Origin of the sequence: uncultured Pseudomonas sp., assembly GCF_913774235.1 — a bacterium.
Classification (GTDB): Bacteria; Pseudomonadota; Gammaproteobacteria; order Pseudomonadales; family Pseudomonadaceae; genus Chryseomonas.
In genome coordinates this window covers 147,967-168,179 of record NZ_CAJYDW010000012.1, presented here as the reverse complement: position 1 = coordinate 168,179, position 20,213 = coordinate 147,967, and the positions used below count along the sequence as shown (strand labels likewise).

The following is a 20,213-nucleotide window of genomic DNA, read 5'->3' as shown; positions in this document are numbered from 1 at the left end:
CCGGCCGCCTTCAAACGCTATAAAGGACTCACATCATTCCGCCGAGGCATGGTCTGTCGTCAGGCCGAGCGCTAGAGTGGCCACCATGTCCAACGCCCCCTCCCCCCTCACTGCCTACCGCCGGGCCCTGGCCCAGGGCGACCGCCTGCCCGATGCCGCCCAGGAGGCTGCCGCCCTGCGCTTGGAGGCCTGTCACGCGGCGCTGCTGGCGGGTCGACCGGCCCGCGGCCTCTACCTCTGGGGCCCGGTCGGCCGCGGCAAGACCTGGCTGCTGGATCTGTTCCACGCCAGCCTACCGGTACCCGCGCGCCGCCAGCATTTCAATCACTTCATGCGCTGGGTGCACCAGCGCCAGTTCCAGCTCGCCGGCACCCGCGATCCCCTGCGGGTGCTGGCCCGGGAACTGGCCGCCGAGGTGCGGGTGCTGTGCTTCGATGAACTCTTCGTCAGCGACATCGGCGACGCCATCCTGGTGGGCGGCCTGCTGCGCGCGCTGCTCGACCAGGGCCTGGTGCTGGTGGTCACCTCCAACCAGCCGCCGGAGCAGCTCTATGCCGGCGGCTTCAACCGCGAACGCCTGCTGCCGGCCATCGCCGCACTGCAGGCGCAGCTGGACGTGCTGGAGGTGGACGGCGGCCAGGATCATCGCCTGCACGAGGGCGAGCCCGAGCCGCGCTATTGGGTGGACGACCCGGCAGCCCTCGCCGCGACCTTCGCCCGACTCAGCGCTGGGCAATCCGTCACCAGCGTCCCCGTGCTGCTCGGCGGGCGCTCATTGCCGGTGACGAAGCGCGCAGCCGGCGCCCTCTGGCTAGACTTCGCCACCCTCTGCCAGGGCACCTGGGCGACCACCGACTACATCGACCTCTGCACCCGCTTCCCCGTCCTGCTGCTGGACGGCGTGCCCTGCCTGTCGGGTGATCCCCGCGAAGGGCGCATCGCCCGGGGCACCGAAGACGGCGTGGAACGGGTGGTCGCGGGCGACCGTGAACTGCCGCGCCTGGCGCCCCAGGATGACGCCGTGCGCCGCTTCATCGCCCTGGTCGATGAAGCCTACGACCGCCGCCGCCCGCTCTACCTGAACGCCGCCGTGCCGCTGGAGCGGCTGTACACCAGCGGCTTTCTGGAATTCCCCTTCCGCCGCACCCTGAGTCGACTGCGGGAGATGCAACAGGCGCGCTACTGAGCGTCACGCTTCCCGGAGCGCTTGAGCACATAGCGCGGCCGGCGCTTGGTCTCGATGTAGATGCGGCCGATGTATTCGCCCAGTACCCCGATGCCGATCAGTTGCACGCCGCCGAAGAAGAGGATGGCGGTCATCAGCGAGGGATAGCCGGGTACCGGATTGCCGAATACCAGCTTGCGGAACACCATGACCCCGGCATAGGCCAGGGACAGCAGGGCGACGCCGCCACCGAGATAGGTCCACAGCCTGAGCGGCACGGTGCTGAAGGAAGTGAAGCCTTCCAAGGCCAGATTCCACAGCTTCCAGCCATTGAACTTGCTGCTCCCGGCGCTGCGCGGGGCGCGCTCGTATTCCACCACCCGGGTGTCGAAGCCGACCCAGGAGAGGATGCCCTTCATGAACAGGTTGCGCTCCGGCAGCTCGCGGATGGCATCCACCACCTCGCGACTCATCAGCCGGAAATCGCCAACGTTTTCCTCGATGGGCGTCTGGGCGATACGGTTGTGCAGGCGATAGAAGCCCTCGGCGGTCAGCCGCTTGAGCGGACTGTCGCTGCGTCGGTCGACGCGCTTGGCCAGCACCACGTCGGCGCCCTGCCGCCACTGTTCGAGCAGCCGCGGGATGACGTCCAGCGGGTCCTGCAGGTCGACGTCCAGGGGCACCACCACCTCGCCGCTGGCGTGCTCGATACCGGCGAACAACGCGGCCTCCTTGCCGAAGTTGCGTGACAGCTGCAACACCACCACCCGCGGGTCTTGCCGGCGCAGGCGTTCCAGCACCTGGGCACTGCCGTCGCGACTGCCATCGTCGACGAACAGCAGCTCCAGATCGTGGCGGGCCAGCTCGGGATGGTCGCAGACCGCCTGGTGGAAGAGCCCTATGGCCTGCTCTTCATTGAACACCGGTACCACCAGGGACAGCTTCACGGTATCGCTCATCGGAATACCCACAGGGACGACAGCAGATAACTGAACACCGGTACCAGCGCCGTGGCGATCAGCAGCGCCCCGAGCGCCGGCAGGCCACAGGCGAGTAGTCCGGTGAGCAACAGGTTGTTGAGGCCGAAGCCGGCCAGCGCCACCAGCAGGAAGCGCCAGGGCGAACCGGCACGGGCGAAGGTGAGGTGCCGGTGACCAAGGTAAGACACACAGAAGGCCACCAGGAAGGCCCCCAGATTGGCGCCATAGGCCGGCCAGCCCAAGAGTCCCAGCAACAGGGTGGCGACGGCCATGTGCACCCCGGTGGCCACCGCCCCGACCAGGGCGAACCGCAGGGGCCTGGCCGCGGACTTGGCCAGGGAACCGGATGAAGACACGCTAGACCTCTGGGCAGCGGCAATCGACGGGCGCACGTTACCGCGCAGACACCGAAACATCCTGTTGCATCCGTTGCAATTCCGTCATCTGGCGACGAACGGTCTGGCGCGCCCAGCCACGCGTCCCCCGGTTACGGCGACGGTGGACGCCGCCTGGGCCTGGGCCCCGTGGTAAGGTGGACCATCTCCTTCGTTCACGAGGCTCGGTCATGACTCCGCGCATCGAACCCTTCTTCGACGCCACCACGTCCACCTTCACCTATGTGATCTACGAGGCGCCCGGCAGCCGCTGCGCCATCGTCGACTCGGTGCTGGACTACGATCCGCATTCGGGTCGTACCGCTACCCTGTCGGCGGATCGCGTCGCCCGCTTCGTCCGCGACCAGGGGCTGACCGTGGACTGGCTGCTGGAAACCCATGCCCATGCCGATCACCTTTCCGCCGCGCCTTATCTGCGTCGGCAACTGGGTGGCCGCATCGCCATCGGCGAAGGTATCCGCCGGGTCCAGGGCGCCTTCAAGGACGTCTTCAACCTGGAGCCGGAATTCCGCCTCGACGGCTCCCAGTTCGATCACCTGTTCCAGCCCGACGAGGTCTTCCACATCGGTGCCCTGACCGCCCGCGCCCTGCACGTGCCCGGCCACACCCCGGCCGACATGGCCTACCAGGTGGAAGAAGACCACGTCTTCGTCGGCGATACCCTGTTCATGCCCGATGTCGGCTCGGCGCGCTGCGACTTCCCTGGCGGTAGTGCCCGCGACCTGTATCGCTCGATCCGCCGGCTGCTGGCGCTACCGGAGGCCACGCGGCTCTATCTGTGCCACGACTATCCACCCGCGGGTCGCGAACCGCGCTACGAAACCACGGTGGCCGAAGAACGGGCGCTGAACGTCCATGTCCGCGACGGGGTGGACGAAGACGCCTTCGTCGCCCTGCGCACCCGCCGCGACGCCACCCTGGCCATGCCCACGCTGATCCTGCCGGCCATCCAGGTGAACATCCGCGCCGGCACCCTGCCGCCGGCCGAAGCCAATGGTCGGCGCTATCTGAAGATTCCCATCGACGGCTTCTAAGTTCTATACGTAAAGTGCCTGCGCTCGGTGATGCTTCGTTGAAAAACGCCTGGATCGCCAGCCCGGTCGCAATGCTCATTTACCCTTCGTAAACTCCGCTTCCTCAGCGCTTTTCGCCTCGCCTGACCTTCGCTCGGCGACTTTTCGTAAAGAACTTCGCCCGCCACCCGTCGTACAAGGTGAAAGCCACAAGAATTGGACGCAGCGGTGCCGCTGCGTCCAGGTTTCGTCGGCCGCGCTAGGCATTACGCATCGTCCAGCCCAGCGGCCAGGTTGGACCGCCCTTCGGACAAATCTAGATACAGGTCTGGCAGTGGCGGATGGCCAGCGACCACCCATCCCATCGCCGGGAAACCTCGCCGCGCCCGCCCCTCAATACCAGGGCAGGCAATGAGTTCTGCACTACATTCCCACAAGAGGTAGAGCGACCATGACCAACAAGCATTCGAATTCTAATCCCGGCAACTTCGCCAATGACCGTGAGAAGGCTTCCGAAGCCGGGCGCAAGGGCGGCCAGAACAGTGGCGGCAATTTCGCCAATGATCGCGAAAAGGCTGCCGAAGCCGGACGCAAGGGCGGTAGTCGCTAGACGCTTCTCCCCCTGGTAGCGGAGCTACGTCCGGGTGGACCTGGCTCCTCGAGTCCACGAGCAAGAGGAATTCACCATGAGTACCGACAATTCCAATCCCGGCAACTTTGCCAACGACCGTGAAAAGGCTTCCGAGGCCGGCCGCAAGGGCGGTGAGAACAGCGGCGGTAACTTCGCCAACGATCCCGAGCGTGCCGCTGAAGCCGGTAGCAAGGGTGGCCAGAACAGCGGCGGCAACTTCGCCAACGACCGCGAAAAGGCTTCCGAGGCCGGCCGCAAGGGCGGCCAGAACAGTGGCGGCAACTTCGCCAATGATCGCGAAAAGGCTTCCGAGGCCGGCCGCAAGGGCGGCAGCCATTAACCGCCTGGTTCCCCCTGCATGAAGCGAAGGGCAGGATCATCCTGCCCTTCTTGCGTTTCCCGCTCCGCTAGTCGTCCCCGGTTTCGGGTATCACCGAGATTTGCCCATTCTTTTCCAACACCGCGAAACGGATCTGCTCCAGCCGTTCCAGCCCCTGACTCTGCCGCGCCGCCTCGAGGATGTCTTCCTCGGTCAGGCGCGCCTTGCGCAACCGCTGCGTCAGCGGCTTGCCGTACTCCACCACGATCAGCGGTACCCCATCGAGAAAGCGCCCCACCTGTGGCGAGCGCCGCTTGAACAGCGAGAGCAGGATATCGATCAGCACCAGGGTGGCGATCACCACGAAGGCATTGATCACCGAGAAGTCATCCCCCAACAGGGCCTGCTGGGTGGCTTCGCCGATCACCAGCAGCAGGACGAAATCGAAGGTGGTGATCTCCGCCAGGGCACGCCGCCCGGTGATGCGAAAGAGCACCAGCAGGAAGACGTAGATGGCCGCAGCGCGCAATACCGATTCCATGGCGAGTCCTCAGGGGTAGATGAAGGTCGACAGCGCCAACGGCGGCTGGTCGGGGCGCAGGATGCGCCAGTCGACCGTACCCAGCGCGTCCGGGCGCAGGGCCAGGTGCAGGCGACTCGCTCCCGTCCCCGGCACCAGGTCGAGCCAGAGCACGCCGTCGCTGCTGGTCATGCGCTGGGGCTGCGGATAGAGGGCTTCCACCGTCCAGTCCGCCACCAGGCGTTCGTCCAGGCCGATGCGGGTGCTGCCGGGCGCCAGCTCCAGGGTGAGGGTCGCCGGGGCACCGCGGCGCTGGAAGGGTTCGTAGGTCACCTTGAGCTGGCCGTCGGGGCTGACGCGTGTCGCCTGGGCCCAGGGTCCGCCGCTGGCGAACAACCCGGCCAGGGCCAGCGCCACGAACAGGCCCAACAGCACCCAGCCCAGGCGTTCACAACGCCAGATCCAGCGTTGCAACCTCAGGTCCTGGTGAATCGGAAGGGTTTCTTGCGTGCGCGGCGCCATGGCGGCTGCTCCCCTGCTGACAAGGCTTGGAGCCTGACCGGGAGTCACCGGTTCGACCGCTTCGCCCCATCCTGGGGCATACTGCGCGCCCCTTCTTGCCTGGAGTCCCGTCGATGCCCGTCTGGTGGCTGCTCGTCCTGCCCTTCGTCGCCGGTGCCTGCCTGCCGCTGCAGGCCGGCATCAATGGTCAATTGGCCCGGCACCTCGGCAGCGTCTTCGCCGCGGCGTCCATTTCCTTCATGGTCGGCCTGCTCGCCCTGCTGGGCCTGACCCTCTGGCAGCGCGGCGTGCCCACCCTGGATGCCCTGCGTGAACTGCACTGGTGGCACTGGTGCGGCGGCCTGCTGGGCATGTTCTTCATCGCCATGGCCGCCTTCGCCGGGCCACGCATTGGCGCAACCCTGTTCATGGCCCTGGTCATCGCCGGCCAACTGGCCATGTCGCTGAGCCTGGATCACTTCGGCTGGGCCGGCTTTCGCCAGGACCCGGTCACCCTCGGCAAGCTGGCCGGCGTGCTGCTGATCGGTGCTGGCGTCTGGTGCATCGCCCGGGCTTGAGTTCAGTAGAGATCGCGACGGTAGCGATCTTCCTCCAGCAATCGCTGGACTTCGTCCTCACCGAGCAGCGCCTGCAGGGTGGCGTGCACCCCGCGACCGAGTCCCTGCAGACTGCCGCAGACCATGATCATCGCGCCTTCTGCCAGCCAGTCGTGCAGCAGACCGACCTGCTCACGCAAGCGATCCTGCACGTAGCCCTCGCCCTCGCGGGAGAACACCCGGTCCAGCCGCGCCAGCGCGCCCTGGGCCTGCCAGGCGTCCAGCTCCGCCCCATAGAAATCGTCATACGCCGCCGTGCGTTCGCCGAACAGCAGCCAGTTGCGTCGGTAGCCCGCCGCGATGCGTGCCGCCAGCAGCGGCCGGACACCGGCAAGCCCCGTCCCGGCCGCGATCAGGATGAGCGGCCGCCCATCCAGCGGTGGTCTGAAGCCGGGGTGTGCGCGCAACCGCGCCGGCACCTGGTCGCCCGCTTGCGGCGCCGTGGTCAGCCAACCGGAGGCAATGCCCAGACGCCCGTCGGCCTTGCGCTCCTGACGCACCAGCAGCCGCAGCGTACCCTCCTCCGGCAGCGAAGCGATGGAGTACTGGCGCAGGGCGAGAGGTAAGAGCGTCGCGAGCAGCGCCCGAGCGTCCAGACCGAGCAACGGCGCCTGGTCATCGGGCAGCCAGCGCCTTTCCAGGGCGCTAGCCAGGGTCATGGCTGCTCCGTCGCTCTCGACCGGCGTCGTGGCGTCCAGACCCAGCGACCGTAACCAGGCAGCGACTCGCGCGGTACTCTGCCGCGGCGCGACTTCAAGAATGTCACCCGGTGCCCAGTGGCTGCCTGGTGGCGGCCTGAGTCGTAACTCGAACGCTGGTCCGCCAGGGCTGCCGGCGTTGAGGCATTGTCGGTCTTCCAGCTGCCAGGGCTGCAAAGGTCGTTCGATCGGAGCCCCGACCGCCACGCCGCTCAGGGCCTGTAGTCGATCCTGCCAGAGGGCCAGCGCCTGCGGGCAACCGTTATCCACCTCCACCCTGGCGAACAACGACCGGGCGCCTTGCGCGTCCAGCCAGACATCCAGCCGCTGGGCGAAGGCGCAGTAGCGCTCATAGCGCCGGTCGCCTAGGGCCAGCATCCCGTAGCTGAGCGTCGGCAGGGGTGTCGTGACAGCCAGCACTCGCCGCTCGAAGCCACGCGCCGCATCCGGTGCCTCGCCATCGCCGTGGGTGGCGACGATGAACAGGGCTCGCGTGGCTCGCTGCAGGCGTTCGACAGCCAGGCGACCGAGTGGGACGACCTCGGCGGCCAGTCCCGCCGCCTGCAACTGGCTCGCCGCCTGCCAGGCCAAGGCCTCACCCTGGCCACTCTGGCTGGCGTAGCCGATCAGCCAGTCGGCGCCGCCGTCCGCAGCCGGTGCCAGAGCGGCGCGCACCCGTCGCACCTGGCGCTTGTTGCGCCGCCGATCCAGATAGAGCCAGAGCCCGGTGACCAGGAACAGCGGCATGGCCAGGCTGGCGAGCAGCATGAGCAACCGCCCGGCCAATCCGAAGTATTCGCCCGAATGCAGGGCGTAGACGCTGAGCAAGAGACGCGCCCCCAACGGCTGCTCCCGGTAGCGGCGGTGATCGAGCACCCGTCCCTGGCCGTCGAAAACCAGGCGATCGAGGGCGCGGACATGCTCGGCGCCCTCGGGCAGGTACCAAAGCGTCGGATGGCTGACCTTACGTCCCGGGCTGGGTAACAGCAGGCCATAGCCTTCGACCGATCCCCCGGTTTCTTGCTGGAAGCTCTGCCAAAGGGCGTATAGGTCGACGTCCCCACGGGTCACCACGCCCTGGAGGACAGGCTCGGGCGCCGCCCCCAAGAACCGCTCGCTGGCCTCGCGGTACCAGCCGTAGGACCAGTAGAGGCCGGTCAGCGCCGCCAGCAGATAGAGCAGCAGGCACCAGGTGCCGACCACGGCATGCAGGTCCCAATGGAAACTGCGCCCGCGCCGCGCCCAATCCAGCGCCAGCCAGGCACGCCAGCGGCGCACCTGGCGCGGCCAGCGCAGATAGAGGCCGGACAGGCAGAGCACCAGCAGGATCAGGGTGGCCGCGCCGGTCAGGGCTCGCCCAGCCGGCCCCAGCGCCAGGGCGCGATGCAGCTCCAAGACGACATCGAAGAAACCCTGGCCACGCGGAGATTCGAGGACGGCGCCACTGTAGCGATCGAACAGTCGCACCTCCCCTCGCCCCTGGCCACCCAGCGGCGCCAGGCCGACCATGCCGTAGACCTCCCCCGCCTGGCTGGAGACGAAGGTCAGCTCCTGCCCCGGCGGTACCAGGCGCTGGCGCAACTCCGGCAGCGTCAGCGGGCGCTGATCCAGTGCGACGCCTGCCGGACGGGGATTGAGCAGTTGCAGCAACTCCAGCTGGAAGCTGTAGAGCGCTCCCGTCACTCCCAGGACCGCCAGCACCAGGCCCGCCGCCAGCCCAAGCAGGCTGTGCAGCTGGAACAGACTCCCGCGGATCAGGGCTGGGCCCACAGCCGCAGCAGGTTGTGATAGACGCCGGTCAGTTGCAGACAGGCCTCGTGGCCCTGCCCCAGCTCGGCCGCGGCGCGCTGGATGCCCTGGTCGAGTTCGAACAGCTGGCTGCGCTGGCCCGCGTCCCGTACCAGGCTCTGGACCCAGAAGAAGGAGCAAAGCCTGGCACCGCGGGTGACCGGCAGCACCCGGTGCAGGCTGCTGGCCGGATAGAGGATCAGATCGCCCGCCGCCAGCTTGACGCTGTGGGCACCGTAGGTGTCTTCCACCACCAGCTCGCCGCCGTCGTATTCATCCGGCTCGCAAAAGAACAGCGTGGCCGACAGATCGGTGCGCAGGTAGCCGTCGCCGTCCGGCAGGGCACGCAGGGCGTTGTCCACGTGCAGGCCGAAGGACTGGCCGCCGCGGTAGAGATTGAACAGCGGCGGAAACACCCGCGCTGGCAGCGCGGCGGCGACGAACAGCGGATGCCGCGCCAGGGCCTGCTGGATCAGCTCGCCCACCGCGCGCGCCGCCGGCTCGTCCGCCGGCAACTGCAGATTGTCCTTGGCCATGGCCGACTGGAAGCCGGCGGTATGCTTGCCATCGGCCCAGGCCGCAGCCTCGAGTCGCTCCCGGCAATCCCTCACCTGCTCGGGCGTCAGCACGCCCGGAACGCTGATCATCATCGGTGGTGTTCTCCTCAAAGCCGAAAGCCCTGCGGCGGCAGGGCTTCGGAATGACGCGTACGACCTTAGAAGCTGTAGGTCGCGGTCAGGATGGCGGCGCGGGCATCGCCGTATTCGATGAAGGAAGACGAGGCGACGGCGGTCGAGGTGGCAGCCGTCCCCAGCGAGGAACGCACGCGTTCCACATATTCCTTGTCGAAGATATTGTTGACGTTGAGCTGCAGGTCCAGATTGCGATTCACGCGATAGCCCAGCATCGCATTGTGCAGCCAGTACTCGTCGAGCTTGATCCCGTCGTTGCTCGAGGTGAGGTTACGCTCGCTGACATAGCGCGTGCCATAACCCACCCGCCAGCCAGCCGGTAGATCGTAGGTGGTCCAGAGGTTGAACGAGCGCGGCGGTGTGTTCGCCAGCGCCTGACCTTCGCGGGCTCGCCCCGCCGGGGTATCGGCCGCCTTGAGCGTCTCGCTGTCGAGGAAGGTGAAGTTGGCGTAGACGTTCCACTGCTGGGTGATGCGACCGGTCGCGCCAAGCTCGATCCCCTGCACCCGCTGCTTACCCGCCAGGGAGACGCTGTTGTCGGCCAGGGTTTCGCGGGCGTTGCTCTTCTCCACGCGGAATAGGGCGCCGTCGAGTTCCAGGCGCTTGTCGAGGAATTCCCACTTGGTGCCGAGCTCCCAGGTCTTGTTCTTCTCCGGCTCCAGGTCCTGGTTGGTTGCGCTCAGTCCCGCACCCGTGGTGGTCAGGTTTTCCGCCGAGGGGTTGAAGGAGGTGCCATAGGCGACGTAGATCCGCCCATTGGGCGCCGGCTTGAACACCATGCCGGCGCGACCGCTCAGCTTGCCGTCGTCGGAACTCAGGTGGGTCTTGGCGCCGCGCACGCCATTGCTGACCGGCGTGGTGTCGCTGTCGCCGTCGAACCAGTCGTAGCGCAGGCCCAGGTTCACGTCCCAGTAATCGTTCAGGGCGATGGTGTCGAAGGCGTAGACGGCCTTGTCGACCAGGGTATTGCTGGTCAGCGCGGTGGTCTGCTGGTTGGTGGGACCGTCATAGCGGCCGGGCGGATTGCTCAGCGAATAGCCGCCGGCCGGGAACACGAGATTGTCGGTGTAGGTATCGCGGTCATAGTCCTCGCGGGAGAATTCCGCTCCCAGGACGAAGGAATGCCCCAGGCCGATGGTATCGAAATTACCGGTCAGGTTGGTCTGGTTGGTCCACATCTCGGAGGTGATATCGCGCCCGTAGCCCTGGGGCCCACCCGGCAGGTAGCGACCGCCACCTAGGAGTCTGAGCTGGGGCGCCGAAATCACGGTGTCCCGCTGGATACGGCTGTAACGCGTCAGGTTCTGCAGGCTCAGGTTGTCGTTGAAGCGGTGCTCCAGCTCCACGGTGAAGACATTGTTGTTGATGTCCTCGTGGTCGACGTTCTGGTAACCGAAGTAGTCCTCGTGATCGACGCCGGCCAGGCGCTTGCCATTGAACACCGGCACCCCGTAGTCGGGCAGATTGTTGTCCGTCTGGTGGAAGTAGCTGAGGGTCAGGCGGGTGTCGTCCGACAGCCCCAGCGCCAGTGAGGGCGCGATGCCCCAACGCTCGCGATCGACCTTATCGCGGCCGGGTACGTCGTTCTCGTGGGTCATCAGGTTCAGGCGGAAGGCGCTATCGGTCCCTACACCCTGCAGCGGCTGGTTGGTGTCCAGGGTCAGGCGACGATAGTTGTCGGTGCCCAGGCCGGCGCCGATGCGGGTGAACTGGCGCTCCTGGGGCTTCTTGCTGATCAGGTTGATGGAGCCACCGGTGGTACCGGCACCGCCGAACACCGAGTTGGGGCCCTTGATGACCTCCACCGATTCCAGGTTGAAGGTGTCGGTGCGGTTGTTCTGGGTGCTGTCGCGCAGGCCATCGATCTGGATGTTCGAGTTGGCGCTGAAGCCACGGATGTTGATGCTGTCGCCGGAGCCACCACCGCCCTCACCGGCGTTGAAGGTGATGCCGGAGACGTTGGACAGCACCGATCTCAGACTCAGGGCCTGCTGGTCCTGGATGACCTGCGCCGGAACCACGGTGACGGTCTGCGGGGTGTCCAGCAAGGGCGCGGTGTACTTGCGCGAGGCGGATTGTTCAGCCTTGAAACCTTCCTGCTGCGTCTGACCCTCGATGGTCAGACTCTCCAGCTTGGTCACCGGCTCCTTCGCCTCCTGGGCCAGCGCCCCCAGAGACAAGGACGCCACTGCGACACTGAAGGTAGAAACCAGCAAACGGCGCTGGGACAGCGAGGAAAGTTCCTTGGACATGATGGCGAGCCGCCTCCTTTTGTGAATGCGGCGCGATTCTATTTGCTAACGATTATCAAATCCATAGCGAATGTAAATTATTCTTAATAATCCTGACACAAACGGACAGAGCCCCATTTGACAGCCATGAAAAAGCCCGCGCCTCCAGCGGAGACGCGGGCTCGATTACCGCCGCAAGCCGTTACAGGTAGAAGGACTTCAGCGGCGGGAAGCCGTTGAATTCCACCGCACTGTAGCTGGTGGTGTAGGCACCGGTGGACAGCCAGTAGAGGCGATCACCGCTGGCCAGGTTCAGCGGCAGGCCGTACTTGTACTGCTCGTACATGATGTCGGCGCTGTCGCAGGTCGGGCCGGCAATCACCACCTCTTCCATCTCGCCCTTCTTCTCGGTCCAGATGGGGAACTTGATGGATTCGTCCATGGTTTCGATCAGGCCGGAGAACTTGCCGACGTCGGTGTAGACCCAGCGCTCCACCGAGGTACGCGACTTGCGCGCCACCAGCACCACTTCGCTGACCAGGATGCCAGCGTTGGCGATCAGCGAACGGCCCGGCTCCAGGATGATTTCTGGCAGCTCGTCACCGAAGTCTTCCTTGAGGAAGCGAATGATCTCCTCGGCGTAGGTCTCCAGGCTGTTGGTGCGCTGGATGTAGTTGGCCGGGAAGCCACCGCCCATGTTGATCATCTTCAGGGTGATGCCGTCTTCTTCCTTGAGACGCTGGAAGATCACCTTGACCTTGGCGATGGCGGCGTCCCAGACATCGATGTCACGCTGCTGGCTGCCGACGTGGAAGGAGATGCCATAGGGATCCAGACCCAGCTGCTTGGCCAGGATCAACAGGTCCAGAGCCATGTCCGGGTTGCAGCCGAACTTGCGCGACAGCGGCCAGTCGGCGGAATCGGAACCCTCGGTGAGGATACGCACATAGACCTTGGCGCCCGGGGCGGCCTTGGCGATGTTGCGCAGGTCGGCCTCGGAGTCGGTGGCGAACAGACGGATACCCTTCTCGTAGAAGTAGCGGACGTCACGGGCCTTCTTGATGGTGTTGCCGTAGCTGATGCGCTCCGGACCAACCCCGGCGGACATCACCTTGTCCAGCTCGTAGCGCGAGGCGATGTCGAAGTTCGAGCCCTTGTCGCGCAGCAACTCGGTGATCTCGATGGCCGGGTTGGCCTTGACCGCGTAGTAGATCTTGGCGAAGGGGAAGTTGTTCACCAGGTCGTCATAGGCCCGCGAAATGGTGGCGGTATCGATGACGACGAAGGGGGTTTCCTGCTGGTCGGCGAAGGCCTTCATCTTCTGGAAGGTTTCACGAGAATAGTAATCTTCGACCTTGATGGACATGCGTCGGACTCCCGATGGGCAGAACAAATTGAAGGAGGGGGTGTTCTGAACGCCTAATCCGTTTCCCCACTTTGGTTCGCCTACTTCCCAAGGCACATCGCCGAAAGCAAAAAGGTCAACGCGTACTGGCGTTGACCTCGCTGTCTCGTCGTCGGTACTTGAGCCGGATGGATCGTTTCCAGCATGGACGTTCGGGCGCGAACTTTAGGGCCAGACGCCCTGAAGATCAATGTTAAATCCATGATCTTTACCGAACGGTGACGCCTGCGGACTCAGCCCCCTCCTGCAACGGACCGAGGCAGGCGACGAGATGTTCCGATGGCGCGATGACAGGGGGTTTCCAACAGGGAATCAGGATGCTGGATAGCGTCATCCTTGGGCTTTGACGGTGGAATTGTGCTATCGCGGCCATGGGCCGCTCCTACAACAGGTCCGCCCCTGTAGGAGTGGCCGCATCGGCGGACCGCCATGGCCGCGATCAGTCCCCTGGCACCGTAGCGTGGAAAACGGCGCAGCCTTTTCCCCTGAGGCTTTCGGTGCCGGGGGCGCCCTCACCCCAACCCTCTCCCAGAGGGAGAGGGGGTCATCCGAGCGATGCTAGGCCGCCTTCGATCCTGATTCCTCGCCGTAGGTTGGGTGGAGCGCAGCGAAGCCCAACAGCCCCAGCGCCTTAGCGGAACGGCGGCTCGTCGAAGCTGCGCAGCTTGCGCGAATGCAGCGAATCGAGCTGGGTGCGCAACTGGTCCAGAGCAGCGATGCCGATGGCCAGGTGCTGGCTCACCGCGCGGGCATAGAAGGCGTTGGCCGAGCCCGGCAGCTTGATCTCGCTGTGCAAGGGCTTGTCGGAGACGCACAGCAGGGTGCCGTAGGGTACCCGCAGGCGATAGCCCTGGGCGGCGATGGTGCCGCTTTCCATGTCCACCGCCACGGCGCGGGCCAGGTTGATCAGCGGGCGTTCCTGGGCCCAGCGCAGTTCCCAGTTGCGGTCGTCGTAGGTCAGCACGGTACCGGTGCGCAGGCGGCGCTTGAGCGCCTCGCCGCGTTCGCCGGTGACGCTGGCGGCGGCGTCCTGCAGCGCCACCTGTACCTCGGCCAGGGCCGGGATGGGGATGTGCGGCGGCACCACGCGGTCGAGGATGCCGTCGCGCCTCATGTAGGCGTGGGCCAGCACGTAGTCGCCGATGGTCTGCGACTGCCGCAGGCCGCCGCAGTGGCCGATCATCAGCCAGCAGTGCGGGCGCAGCACCGCCAGATGGTCGGTGATGTTCTTGGCGTTGGACGGCCCCACGCCGATGTTGACCAGGGTGACGCCGTGGCCATCGCTGGCGATCAGGTGATAGGCCGGCATCTGGAAGCGGTGCCAGGCGATGGCGGCGATGACCGCCTGGGCCTCGGTCGGGTCCATATCGCGTTCGATGACCACGTTGCCCGGCAACACCAGGCGCACGAAGCGCGGATCGCTGCGCAGTTGCTCCAGGCCGTGCTGGATGAACTGGTCGACGTAGCGATGGTAGTTGGTCAGCAGGATCCAGGGCTGCACGTGGCGCCAGTCGCTGCCGGTGTAGTGGACGATGCGCCGCAGCGAGAAATCGGTGCGGGCGGCGTCGAACAGGGCCAGCGGCAGCGGATCGATGCGCTCCCAGTCGTAGTGGCCGTCGGCGATGTCGTCGTGGGCGGCGGAGAGATCGGTGCTGGGGAAGACCCGCGCCAGCTCGGCGGCGGTCACGCCGCTGCCGGCCAGTTCGTCACCCTGCTCCACCACATAGGGATAGGGAATGTCCTGCCGGCTGCGACCGACCTCGACCTGGACGTCGTAGTCATGCATCAGGGGTTGGAGCTGCTCCAGCAGATAACCGCGGAAGGCCGCCGGATGGGTCACGGTGGCGACGTAGGTGCCGGGCAACTGGATCTTGGCATAGGCGCGGGTGGTGGCCGGCGGCACGCCCGGGGCGCGATAGCGAATGCGAATCTCGGGATAGCGGAACAGCTCGCGCTCGGCCGCGCTCGGCTCGACACGATCCTTGAGATAGCGCTTGAGGGCGGCACCCAGGGCCTGGGTGGCCTCGTCGTGCAGCGCCGCGAGGCGGTCGACCGCCTCGCTGGCCGTGGCCACGGTGGTGAAATCCTCGGATACGGAGGTCATGCGGGTTTCCTTGTCATGTCACTGGCTATAGCTGACACCCTAACACCCCTGCGTGACAACGACTTACGCCATCAAAGGGGCTTTTCTCCCTGGGCATGCTGCTCCCACAGCTGGCGATAGTGACCCTCGGGTCGTTGCAGCAGTTCTTCGTGGCTGCCCTCTTCCACCTTGCGACCGTCGCGCAGCACCAGGATACGGTCGGCGTGGCGGATGGTGGACAGCCGGTGCGCCACCACGATCAGGGTGACCTGGCCGCGCAATTCGTCCAGCGCCTGCTGCAGCCGCGCCTCGGTGGCGCTGTCGATGCTGGCGGTGGCCTCGTCCAGCAGCAGCACCTTGGGCTCGCGCAGCAGCGCCCGGGCCAGGGCCAGCAACTGCCGTTCGCCGGTGGACAGGGTGAAGCCCCGCTCGCCCAAGAGGGTATCCAGGCCTTCGGGCAACCGTGCCACCAGGTCGTCCAGGTGAGCGGCGGCCAGGGCCTCGCGCAGCCGCGCATCCGCTACCTGGCTACCCAGCAACAGATTGTCCCTCAGGCTGCTGGAGCGGATGAAGGGCTCCTGGGGCACGCTGGCCAGGGCCGCGCCCAGCACCTCCGGGGTCAGGCTGCCCAGTTCGCGCCCATCCAGACAGAGGTGACCGCCGGTGACAGGTTGCAGCCCGGCGAGCAGGTCGAGCAGGGTCGACTTGCCGCTGCCAGTGGGGCCGACGATGCCGAGGAAGGTACCCGGAGGGATGTCCAGGTCGATACCGTGCAGGGTGTCATGACCGGCACCCGCATGACGGAAGCGCACGCCGTCGAGGTGGAAGTGCGCGGTCGCGATGGGTCGGTCGTCTTCGCCGCTCAGCGCCGGCTTTTCTTCCAAGAGATGCAGCAAGCGGGTGCCGGCTACGGTGGCCTGCTGGAACAGGTTGAATCTCTGGGTGATGTCCATCAGCGGCTCGGTCACTCGGCCCAGGTAGGTGACGAAGGCATAGAGCACGCCGATCTGGGCGCCGCCCTCCAGGTGCCCCAGGCCATAGACCAGCAGCAGCACCGCCAGCACCGCCACGCTGACCAGGTCCAGCGCCGAACGCAGCAGCAGCCCGGAGACGCGGATGGTGCGCATGCGGGCGCCGTACTGGGCCTGGTTGAGCCGCTGGAAATCCTGGCGGAAGCGCTCGGTCTGGTTGAAGGCCTGCAACAGGCCCATGCCGCCGATGGCCTCGCCCAGCCGGGCGCTCTGTTCGGCGCGCAGCATCCGCACCTCCATGGCCGCGGCGCCGCTGTATCTCTGATAGGCCCAGACGATCAGCATGGCCGCCGGAATCAGCAGCACGGCAATGGCCATCAGCCGCACGTCGAGCAGCGCCATGGCTACCAGGATGCCGATCAGCAGCACGATGTTGCCCACCATGTTGCCGAGAAAGGCCACATAGAGTTCGCGCAGGGCATCGGTGTCGTTGGTGACCCGCGCCACCAGCTCGCCGGTGGCGGTGCGGTCGTGGAAGCTCTGCGGCAGGCTCAGCACGTGGCGGAACAGCCGGCGTCGCTGTAACAGCACCACGTCCATGGCGATCTCGGCGAATCTCAGCGACTGCAGGTAGCGACCGTAGGCGGCCAGGCCCTGGGAGACCACATAGGCCGCCACCAGGCCCACCAGCGGCCAGAGCCGCAGGTCGTGGGGCACCAGGTAGTTGTCCAGGTAGTGCTTGGTCAGCCAGGGTCCCAGAACATCGAACAGGGTCGCCATTACCAGGATCGCCAGGGTACCGGCCAGCTTGCGCGGCTTGGCCAGTACCGGCTTGAGCAGCAGCGAGAGCACGCGCGTCCTGGTCATTGGCTGGCCTCCTCCGCCTGCTGCAGCGTCCAGAGTCTGGCATAGAGCCCACCGGCGGCGAGCAGCTCAGCATGCCGGCCCCGCTCCACCAGGCTGCCCTGGTCGAGCACGATGATCTCGTCGGCCTGCTGCACCGCGGAGAGCCGGTGGCTGACAATCAGGGTGGTGCGCCCCTGCAGCCCGGCCAGCGTCTTCAGCAAGCGGGCTTCGGTGGCGGTATCCACCGCCGAGAGGGTGTCGTCCAGCAGCAGGATGGGCGCCGGCGAGAGCAGCGCCCGGGCTAGGGCCACCCGCTGGCGCTGGCCACCGGAGAGGGTCAGGCCACGTTCGCCCACCGGCGTATCCAGCCCTTGCGGCAAGGCTGCCAGGTCGGTGCCGAAGGCGGCGGCGTCCAGGGCTTCACGGATTTCGCCGGCGGTGGCGTCGGGCCGGCTGAGGGCGACGTTCTCACCCAGGGTGCGGGCGAACAGGAAGGGATCCTGGGGCACATAGGCGAACTGGGCGCGCAGGTCGCCCAGTCGATACTCCTCCAGCGGCACCCCGCCCAGGCGGATGCAGCCCTGCTCCAGCGGGAATTGGCGCAGCAGCAGGCGCAGCAGGGTGCTCTTGCCGCTGCCGGTGGCGCCAACGATGCCCAGGGTATCGCCGGCTGGCAGGTCGATGACGATGTCCTGCAAGGCCGGCTGGCGCGCCTGGGGATAGGTGAAGGCGGGGATATAGACCGAGAGATCGGCCTGGTCCGGCGGCGTCTGGGTGCCCTCGTCGCGGATGCGCTCGGTGACGGCGAACACCTCTTCCAGCCGCCGTGCCCCGGCTTCACCGCGCTGCAGCAGGTTAAAGCACCAGCCGATGGCGAACATCGGCCAGATCAGTTGCACCAGATAGAGGCTGAAGCTGGTCAACTGGCCAAGGGTGATGTGGCCGTCGAGATAGCGCCAGCTGCCCATGACCAGGGTCAGCAGGGTCGCCAGGCTCAAGGCGACGAAGATGATCGGCTCGTAGCGCGCCTCGGTGCGCTGCACCTGGAAGTCGGCCTTGGCCACGCTGCGGGCGCGTTCGTCGAAGTCGTCCAACTCGGCTTCGATCAGCGCATGCTGGCGCAGCATGCGCAGGCCGCTCAGCGCCTCCTGGGTACGGTCGTTGAGGGCGGAAAACCCGGCCAGCGCCAGGCCGAATCTCTGCTGCACCCGGCGCGCCACGCGGTAGAAGCCCCAGGCCATGAAGGGAAAGGGCAACAGCGCCAGGGCCGCCAGGGGCGCGTCGATGCCGATGAACATGGCCAGCAGCACCAGCAACAGGGTCAGCATGCCATCGAAACTGGCGAGCACCCCTTCGCCGGCGGCGGTCTCCACGGCATCGATGTCCTGGGTGGCGCGGGCCAGCAGGTCGCCGGTCCGGCTGGACTGGAAGAAGCCGGGATCGAGGCGCGCCAGTTTGGCGAAGAAGGCATCGCGCAGTTCCACGCCGACCTGGTAGGAGGTGCCGAACAGCCGCACGCGCCACTGGTATCTGAGCACATAGAGACCGACGCCAACCACCAGGATCAGGGCGACGCGCCAGAGCAGGCCGGTCTGATCCAGCTCGCCGGCGCGCAGGGCATCGATGGCCTTGCCGATCCACCAGGGCAGGGTCAGGTTGAGCAGGCCAACGCCCAGCAGGCAGAGGATGGCGGTCCCGTAGGCACGCCGTTGGCGGAGGAAGAAATCACGCAACAACCGCCACAACGCCATAGAACCGCCTTTCCCGAGCAAAGGTGCAGTATATCGGCTACCCAACCGGCCGCGGAGTTCCTTCGTCCCGCGCCGGGTCCCATGTCAACGGGTGGCGCGGGGCGCAAGGTCGTTGTAGGGTGCCACTCCCTGCGGCGCCCGGCCGCTGCGCCCCCTTTTCCTTTGCTAGGCTGACGTCCATGACCCTCGAACCCCAACGTCCCGTCGTCCTCTGCCTGTCCGGCCACGATCCGAGTGGCGGCGCCGGCCTGCAGGCCGACATCGAAGCCCTGCTCGCCCAGGGTTGCCACGCCGCCCCGGCGGTCACTGCCCTGACCGTGCAGGACACCGTCGACGTTCAGGACTTCCGGGTGCTGGATCGCGAGTGGGTACTGGCCCAGGCGCGGGCGATCATCACCGACCTGCCGGTGGCGGCGGTCAAGCTGGGCATGCTCGGCTCGGTGGAGATGGTCGAGACGGTGCTGGAGATCATGGAGGCCCTGCCCGGCGTACCCCTGGTCTGTGACCCGGTGCTGCGTGCCGGCGGCGGTGGCGCCCTGGGCAAGGACGAGGTCGGCTACGCCATCCGCGAGCGGCTGCTGCCGCGCGCCACCATCGCCACCCCCAACCTGCCCGAGGCGCGCATCCTCGCCGAGTTGCCCGAGGGCACCCCGGAGCAGTGCGCCGAGCGCCTGCTGCCCTTTTGCGCCCATCTGCTGATCACCGGCGGGCATGGCGAAGAATACGAGGTGCACAACCGCCTCTATGACCGCGAGGGCCGCTGCGAGACCCACGTCTGCCAGCGCCTGCCCGGCAGCTACCACGGCTCCGGCTGCACCCTGGCGAGCACCCTGGCCGGCCGCCTGGCCCTGGGCGAAGCCCTGCCCAGCGCGGTGCGCAGCGCCCTGGACTACACCTGGCGCACCCTGAGAGACGCCGAACGTCCCGGCCGCGGCCAGTACGTACCGCGCCGCCTGCCGCTGGATTTCTGCTCATGAGTCCATTGCGCGGTCTTTACGCCATCACCGACAGCGCCCTGCTCGCCGAGGGTCGGCTGCTCCCTTATGTGGAGGCAGCCCTGCAAGGCGGTGCCCGCCTGGTGCAGTACCGCGACAAGTCGACGGACACCAACCGCCGCCACGACGAAGCCGCGGCCCTGGCCGACCTCTGCCGCCAGCACGGCGCCCAGCTGATCATCAATGACGATTTGGCCCTGGCCCGCGCCCTGGGCGTCGGCCTGCACCTGGGTCAGGAAGACGGTTCCCTGGCCACGGCCCGTGCCGAACTGGGCGCGCACGCGGTCATTGGCGGTACCTGCCACGCCAGCCTGGAGCTGGCCGAGGTCGCGACCCAGGCCGGCGTCAGCTACCTGGCCTTCGGCCGCTTCTTCGCCTCCAGCACCAAGCCGAATGCGCCACCGGCACCCCTGGAATTGCTCGACCAGGCCCGCAGCCGCTTCGCCCTACCCGTCTGCGCCATCGGCGGCGTCACCCTGGACAATGCCCCTTACCTACTCGACCACGGCGTCGACCTGATCGCCGTCGTCCACAGTCTATTTTCCGCAGCCGATGCGAGCGAAGTGGAGCGCCGTGCGCGCGCCTTCGCCCAGCTGTTCGCGGCCTGATCCC

17 protein-coding genes and 1 pseudogene are annotated in these 20,213 nt (G+C 66.8%); 7 read left to right on the top strand and 11 right to left on the bottom strand.

What is annotated here, in order from left to right:
• Nucleotides 1–85: 85 nt before the first annotated feature.
• Entirely contained in the window at nt 86–1,186 is a 1,101-nt protein-coding gene (gene zapE, locus QZ471_RS10325) for a cell division protein ZapE (RefSeq protein WP_295463340.1), read from the top strand.
• Here the strand turns inward: zapE and QZ471_RS10320 are convergent.
• Entirely contained in the window at nt 1,180–2,112 is a 933-nt protein-coding gene (locus QZ471_RS10320) for a glycosyltransferase family 2 protein (protein WP_295464683.1), read from the bottom strand. The two genes, zapE and QZ471_RS10320, sit on opposite strands and share 7 nt — an antisense overlap.
• 8 nt (nt 2,113–2,120) lie before the next feature.
• A complete protein-coding gene (locus tag QZ471_RS10315; protein ID WP_295463338.1) occupies nt 2,121–2,501 on the bottom strand; it encodes a GtrA family protein in 381 nt (126 codons plus the stop codon).
• 209 nt (nt 2,502–2,710) lie between these two features.
• On the opposite strand from QZ471_RS10315, the gene QZ471_RS10310 reads away from it, so the two are divergent.
• The 3 genes and pseudogenes from QZ471_RS10310 (at nt 2,711) to QZ471_RS10300 (ending at nt 4,524) form a co-directional block, all read left to right on the top strand.
• On the top strand, nt 2,711–3,574 hold the full coding sequence (locus tag QZ471_RS10310) for an MBL fold metallo-hydrolase (protein WP_295463336.1): 864 nt from the start codon (nt 2,711–2,713) through the stop codon (nt 3,572–3,574).
• Between the two features lie 454 nt (nt 3,575–4,028).
• Nucleotides 4,029–4,163 (top strand): annotated as a pseudogene (locus QZ471_RS10305) (general stress protein); the annotation flags it as partial.
• A 76-nt stretch (nt 4,164–4,239) separates the two neighbouring features.
• The gene (locus QZ471_RS10300) at nt 4,240–4,524 is read left to right on the top strand and encodes a general stress protein (protein ID WP_295463334.1); all 285 of its coding nucleotides are present in this window, start codon (nt 4,240–4,242) and stop codon (nt 4,522–4,524) included.
• 67 nt (nt 4,525–4,591) lie between these two features.
• Here QZ471_RS10300 and QZ471_RS10295 read toward each other — a convergent pair whose 3' ends face one another.
• Together QZ471_RS10295 and QZ471_RS10290 are read right to left on the bottom strand one after the other, a co-directional pair.
• Entirely contained in the window at nt 4,592–5,044 is a 453-nt protein-coding gene (locus QZ471_RS10295) for a YetF domain-containing protein (protein WP_295463332.1), read from the bottom strand.
• A 9-nt stretch (nt 5,045–5,053) separates the two neighbouring features.
• Nucleotides 5,054–5,497 (bottom strand): hypothetical protein, encoded by a 444-nt coding sequence (locus QZ471_RS10290; RefSeq protein ID WP_295463330.1) that lies wholly within the window; start codon nt 5,495–5,497, stop codon nt 5,054–5,056.
• 161 nt (nt 5,498–5,658) lie between these two features.
• Between QZ471_RS10290 and QZ471_RS10285 the strand changes: the two genes are divergently transcribed.
• Entirely contained in the window at nt 5,659–6,102 is a 444-nt protein-coding gene (locus QZ471_RS10285) for a DMT family transporter (protein WP_295463328.1), read from the top strand.
• Between the two features lie 2 nt (nt 6,103–6,104).
• On the opposite strand, the gene QZ471_RS10280 is transcribed toward QZ471_RS10285, so the two are convergent.
• The 7 genes from QZ471_RS10280 to QZ471_RS10250 form a co-directional block, all read right to left on the bottom strand.
• Nucleotides 6,105–8,594 (bottom strand): sulfite reductase flavoprotein subunit alpha, encoded by a 2,490-nt coding sequence (locus QZ471_RS10280; protein WP_295464681.1) that lies wholly within the window; start codon nt 8,592–8,594, stop codon nt 6,105–6,107.
• On the bottom strand, nt 8,594–9,277 hold the full coding sequence (locus QZ471_RS10275) for a Fe2+-dependent dioxygenase (RefSeq protein ID WP_295463326.1): 684 nt from the start codon (nt 9,275–9,277) through the stop codon (nt 8,594–8,596). The genes QZ471_RS10280 and QZ471_RS10275 overlap by 1 nt, the downstream gene beginning before the upstream one ends.
• Nucleotides 9,278–9,342: 65 nt before the next feature.
• Nucleotides 9,343–11,571 (bottom strand): TonB-dependent siderophore receptor, encoded by a 2,229-nt coding sequence (locus QZ471_RS10270; protein ID WP_295463324.1) that lies wholly within the window; start codon nt 11,569–11,571, stop codon nt 9,343–9,345.
• A gap of 181 nt (nt 11,572–11,752) precedes the next feature.
• Entirely contained in the window at nt 11,753–12,916 is a 1,164-nt protein-coding gene (locus tag QZ471_RS10265; RefSeq protein ID WP_295463322.1) for a type III PLP-dependent enzyme, read from the bottom strand.
• A 670-nt stretch (nt 12,917–13,586) separates the two neighbouring features.
• Complete coding sequence (gene amn / locus QZ471_RS10260) at nt 13,587–15,059, bottom strand: AMP nucleosidase (protein ID WP_295463320.1); 1,473 nt, start codon at nt 15,057–15,059, stop codon at nt 13,587–13,589.
• Between the two features lie 71 nt (nt 15,060–15,130).
• Nucleotides 15,131–16,876, bottom strand: coding sequence for an ABC transporter transmembrane domain-containing protein (locus QZ471_RS10255; protein ID WP_295463318.1), 1,746 nt, complete (start codon nt 16,874–16,876; stop codon nt 15,131–15,133).
• Nucleotides 16,873–18,606, bottom strand: a complete 1,734-nt coding sequence (locus tag QZ471_RS10250) for an ABC transporter transmembrane domain-containing protein (RefSeq protein WP_295463316.1) — start codon at nt 18,604–18,606, stop codon at nt 16,873–16,875. The genes QZ471_RS10255 and QZ471_RS10250 overlap by 4 nt, the downstream gene beginning before the upstream one ends.
• A 179-nt stretch (nt 18,607–18,785) precedes the next feature.
• On the opposite strand from QZ471_RS10250, the gene QZ471_RS10245 reads away from it, so the two are divergent.
• Nucleotides 18,786–19,583, top strand: a complete 798-nt coding sequence (locus QZ471_RS10245) for a hydroxymethylpyrimidine/phosphomethylpyrimidine kinase (protein WP_295463314.1) — start codon at nt 18,786–18,788, stop codon at nt 19,581–19,583.
• Nucleotides 19,580–20,209: a thiamine phosphate synthase gene (gene thiE / locus QZ471_RS10240; protein WP_058767790.1), complete on the top strand. Its 630-nt coding sequence runs from the start codon at nt 19,580–19,582 to the stop codon at nt 20,207–20,209. Before QZ471_RS10245 ends, thiE begins: the two co-directional genes overlap by 4 nt.
• Nucleotides 20,210–20,213: the final 4 nt, after the last annotated feature.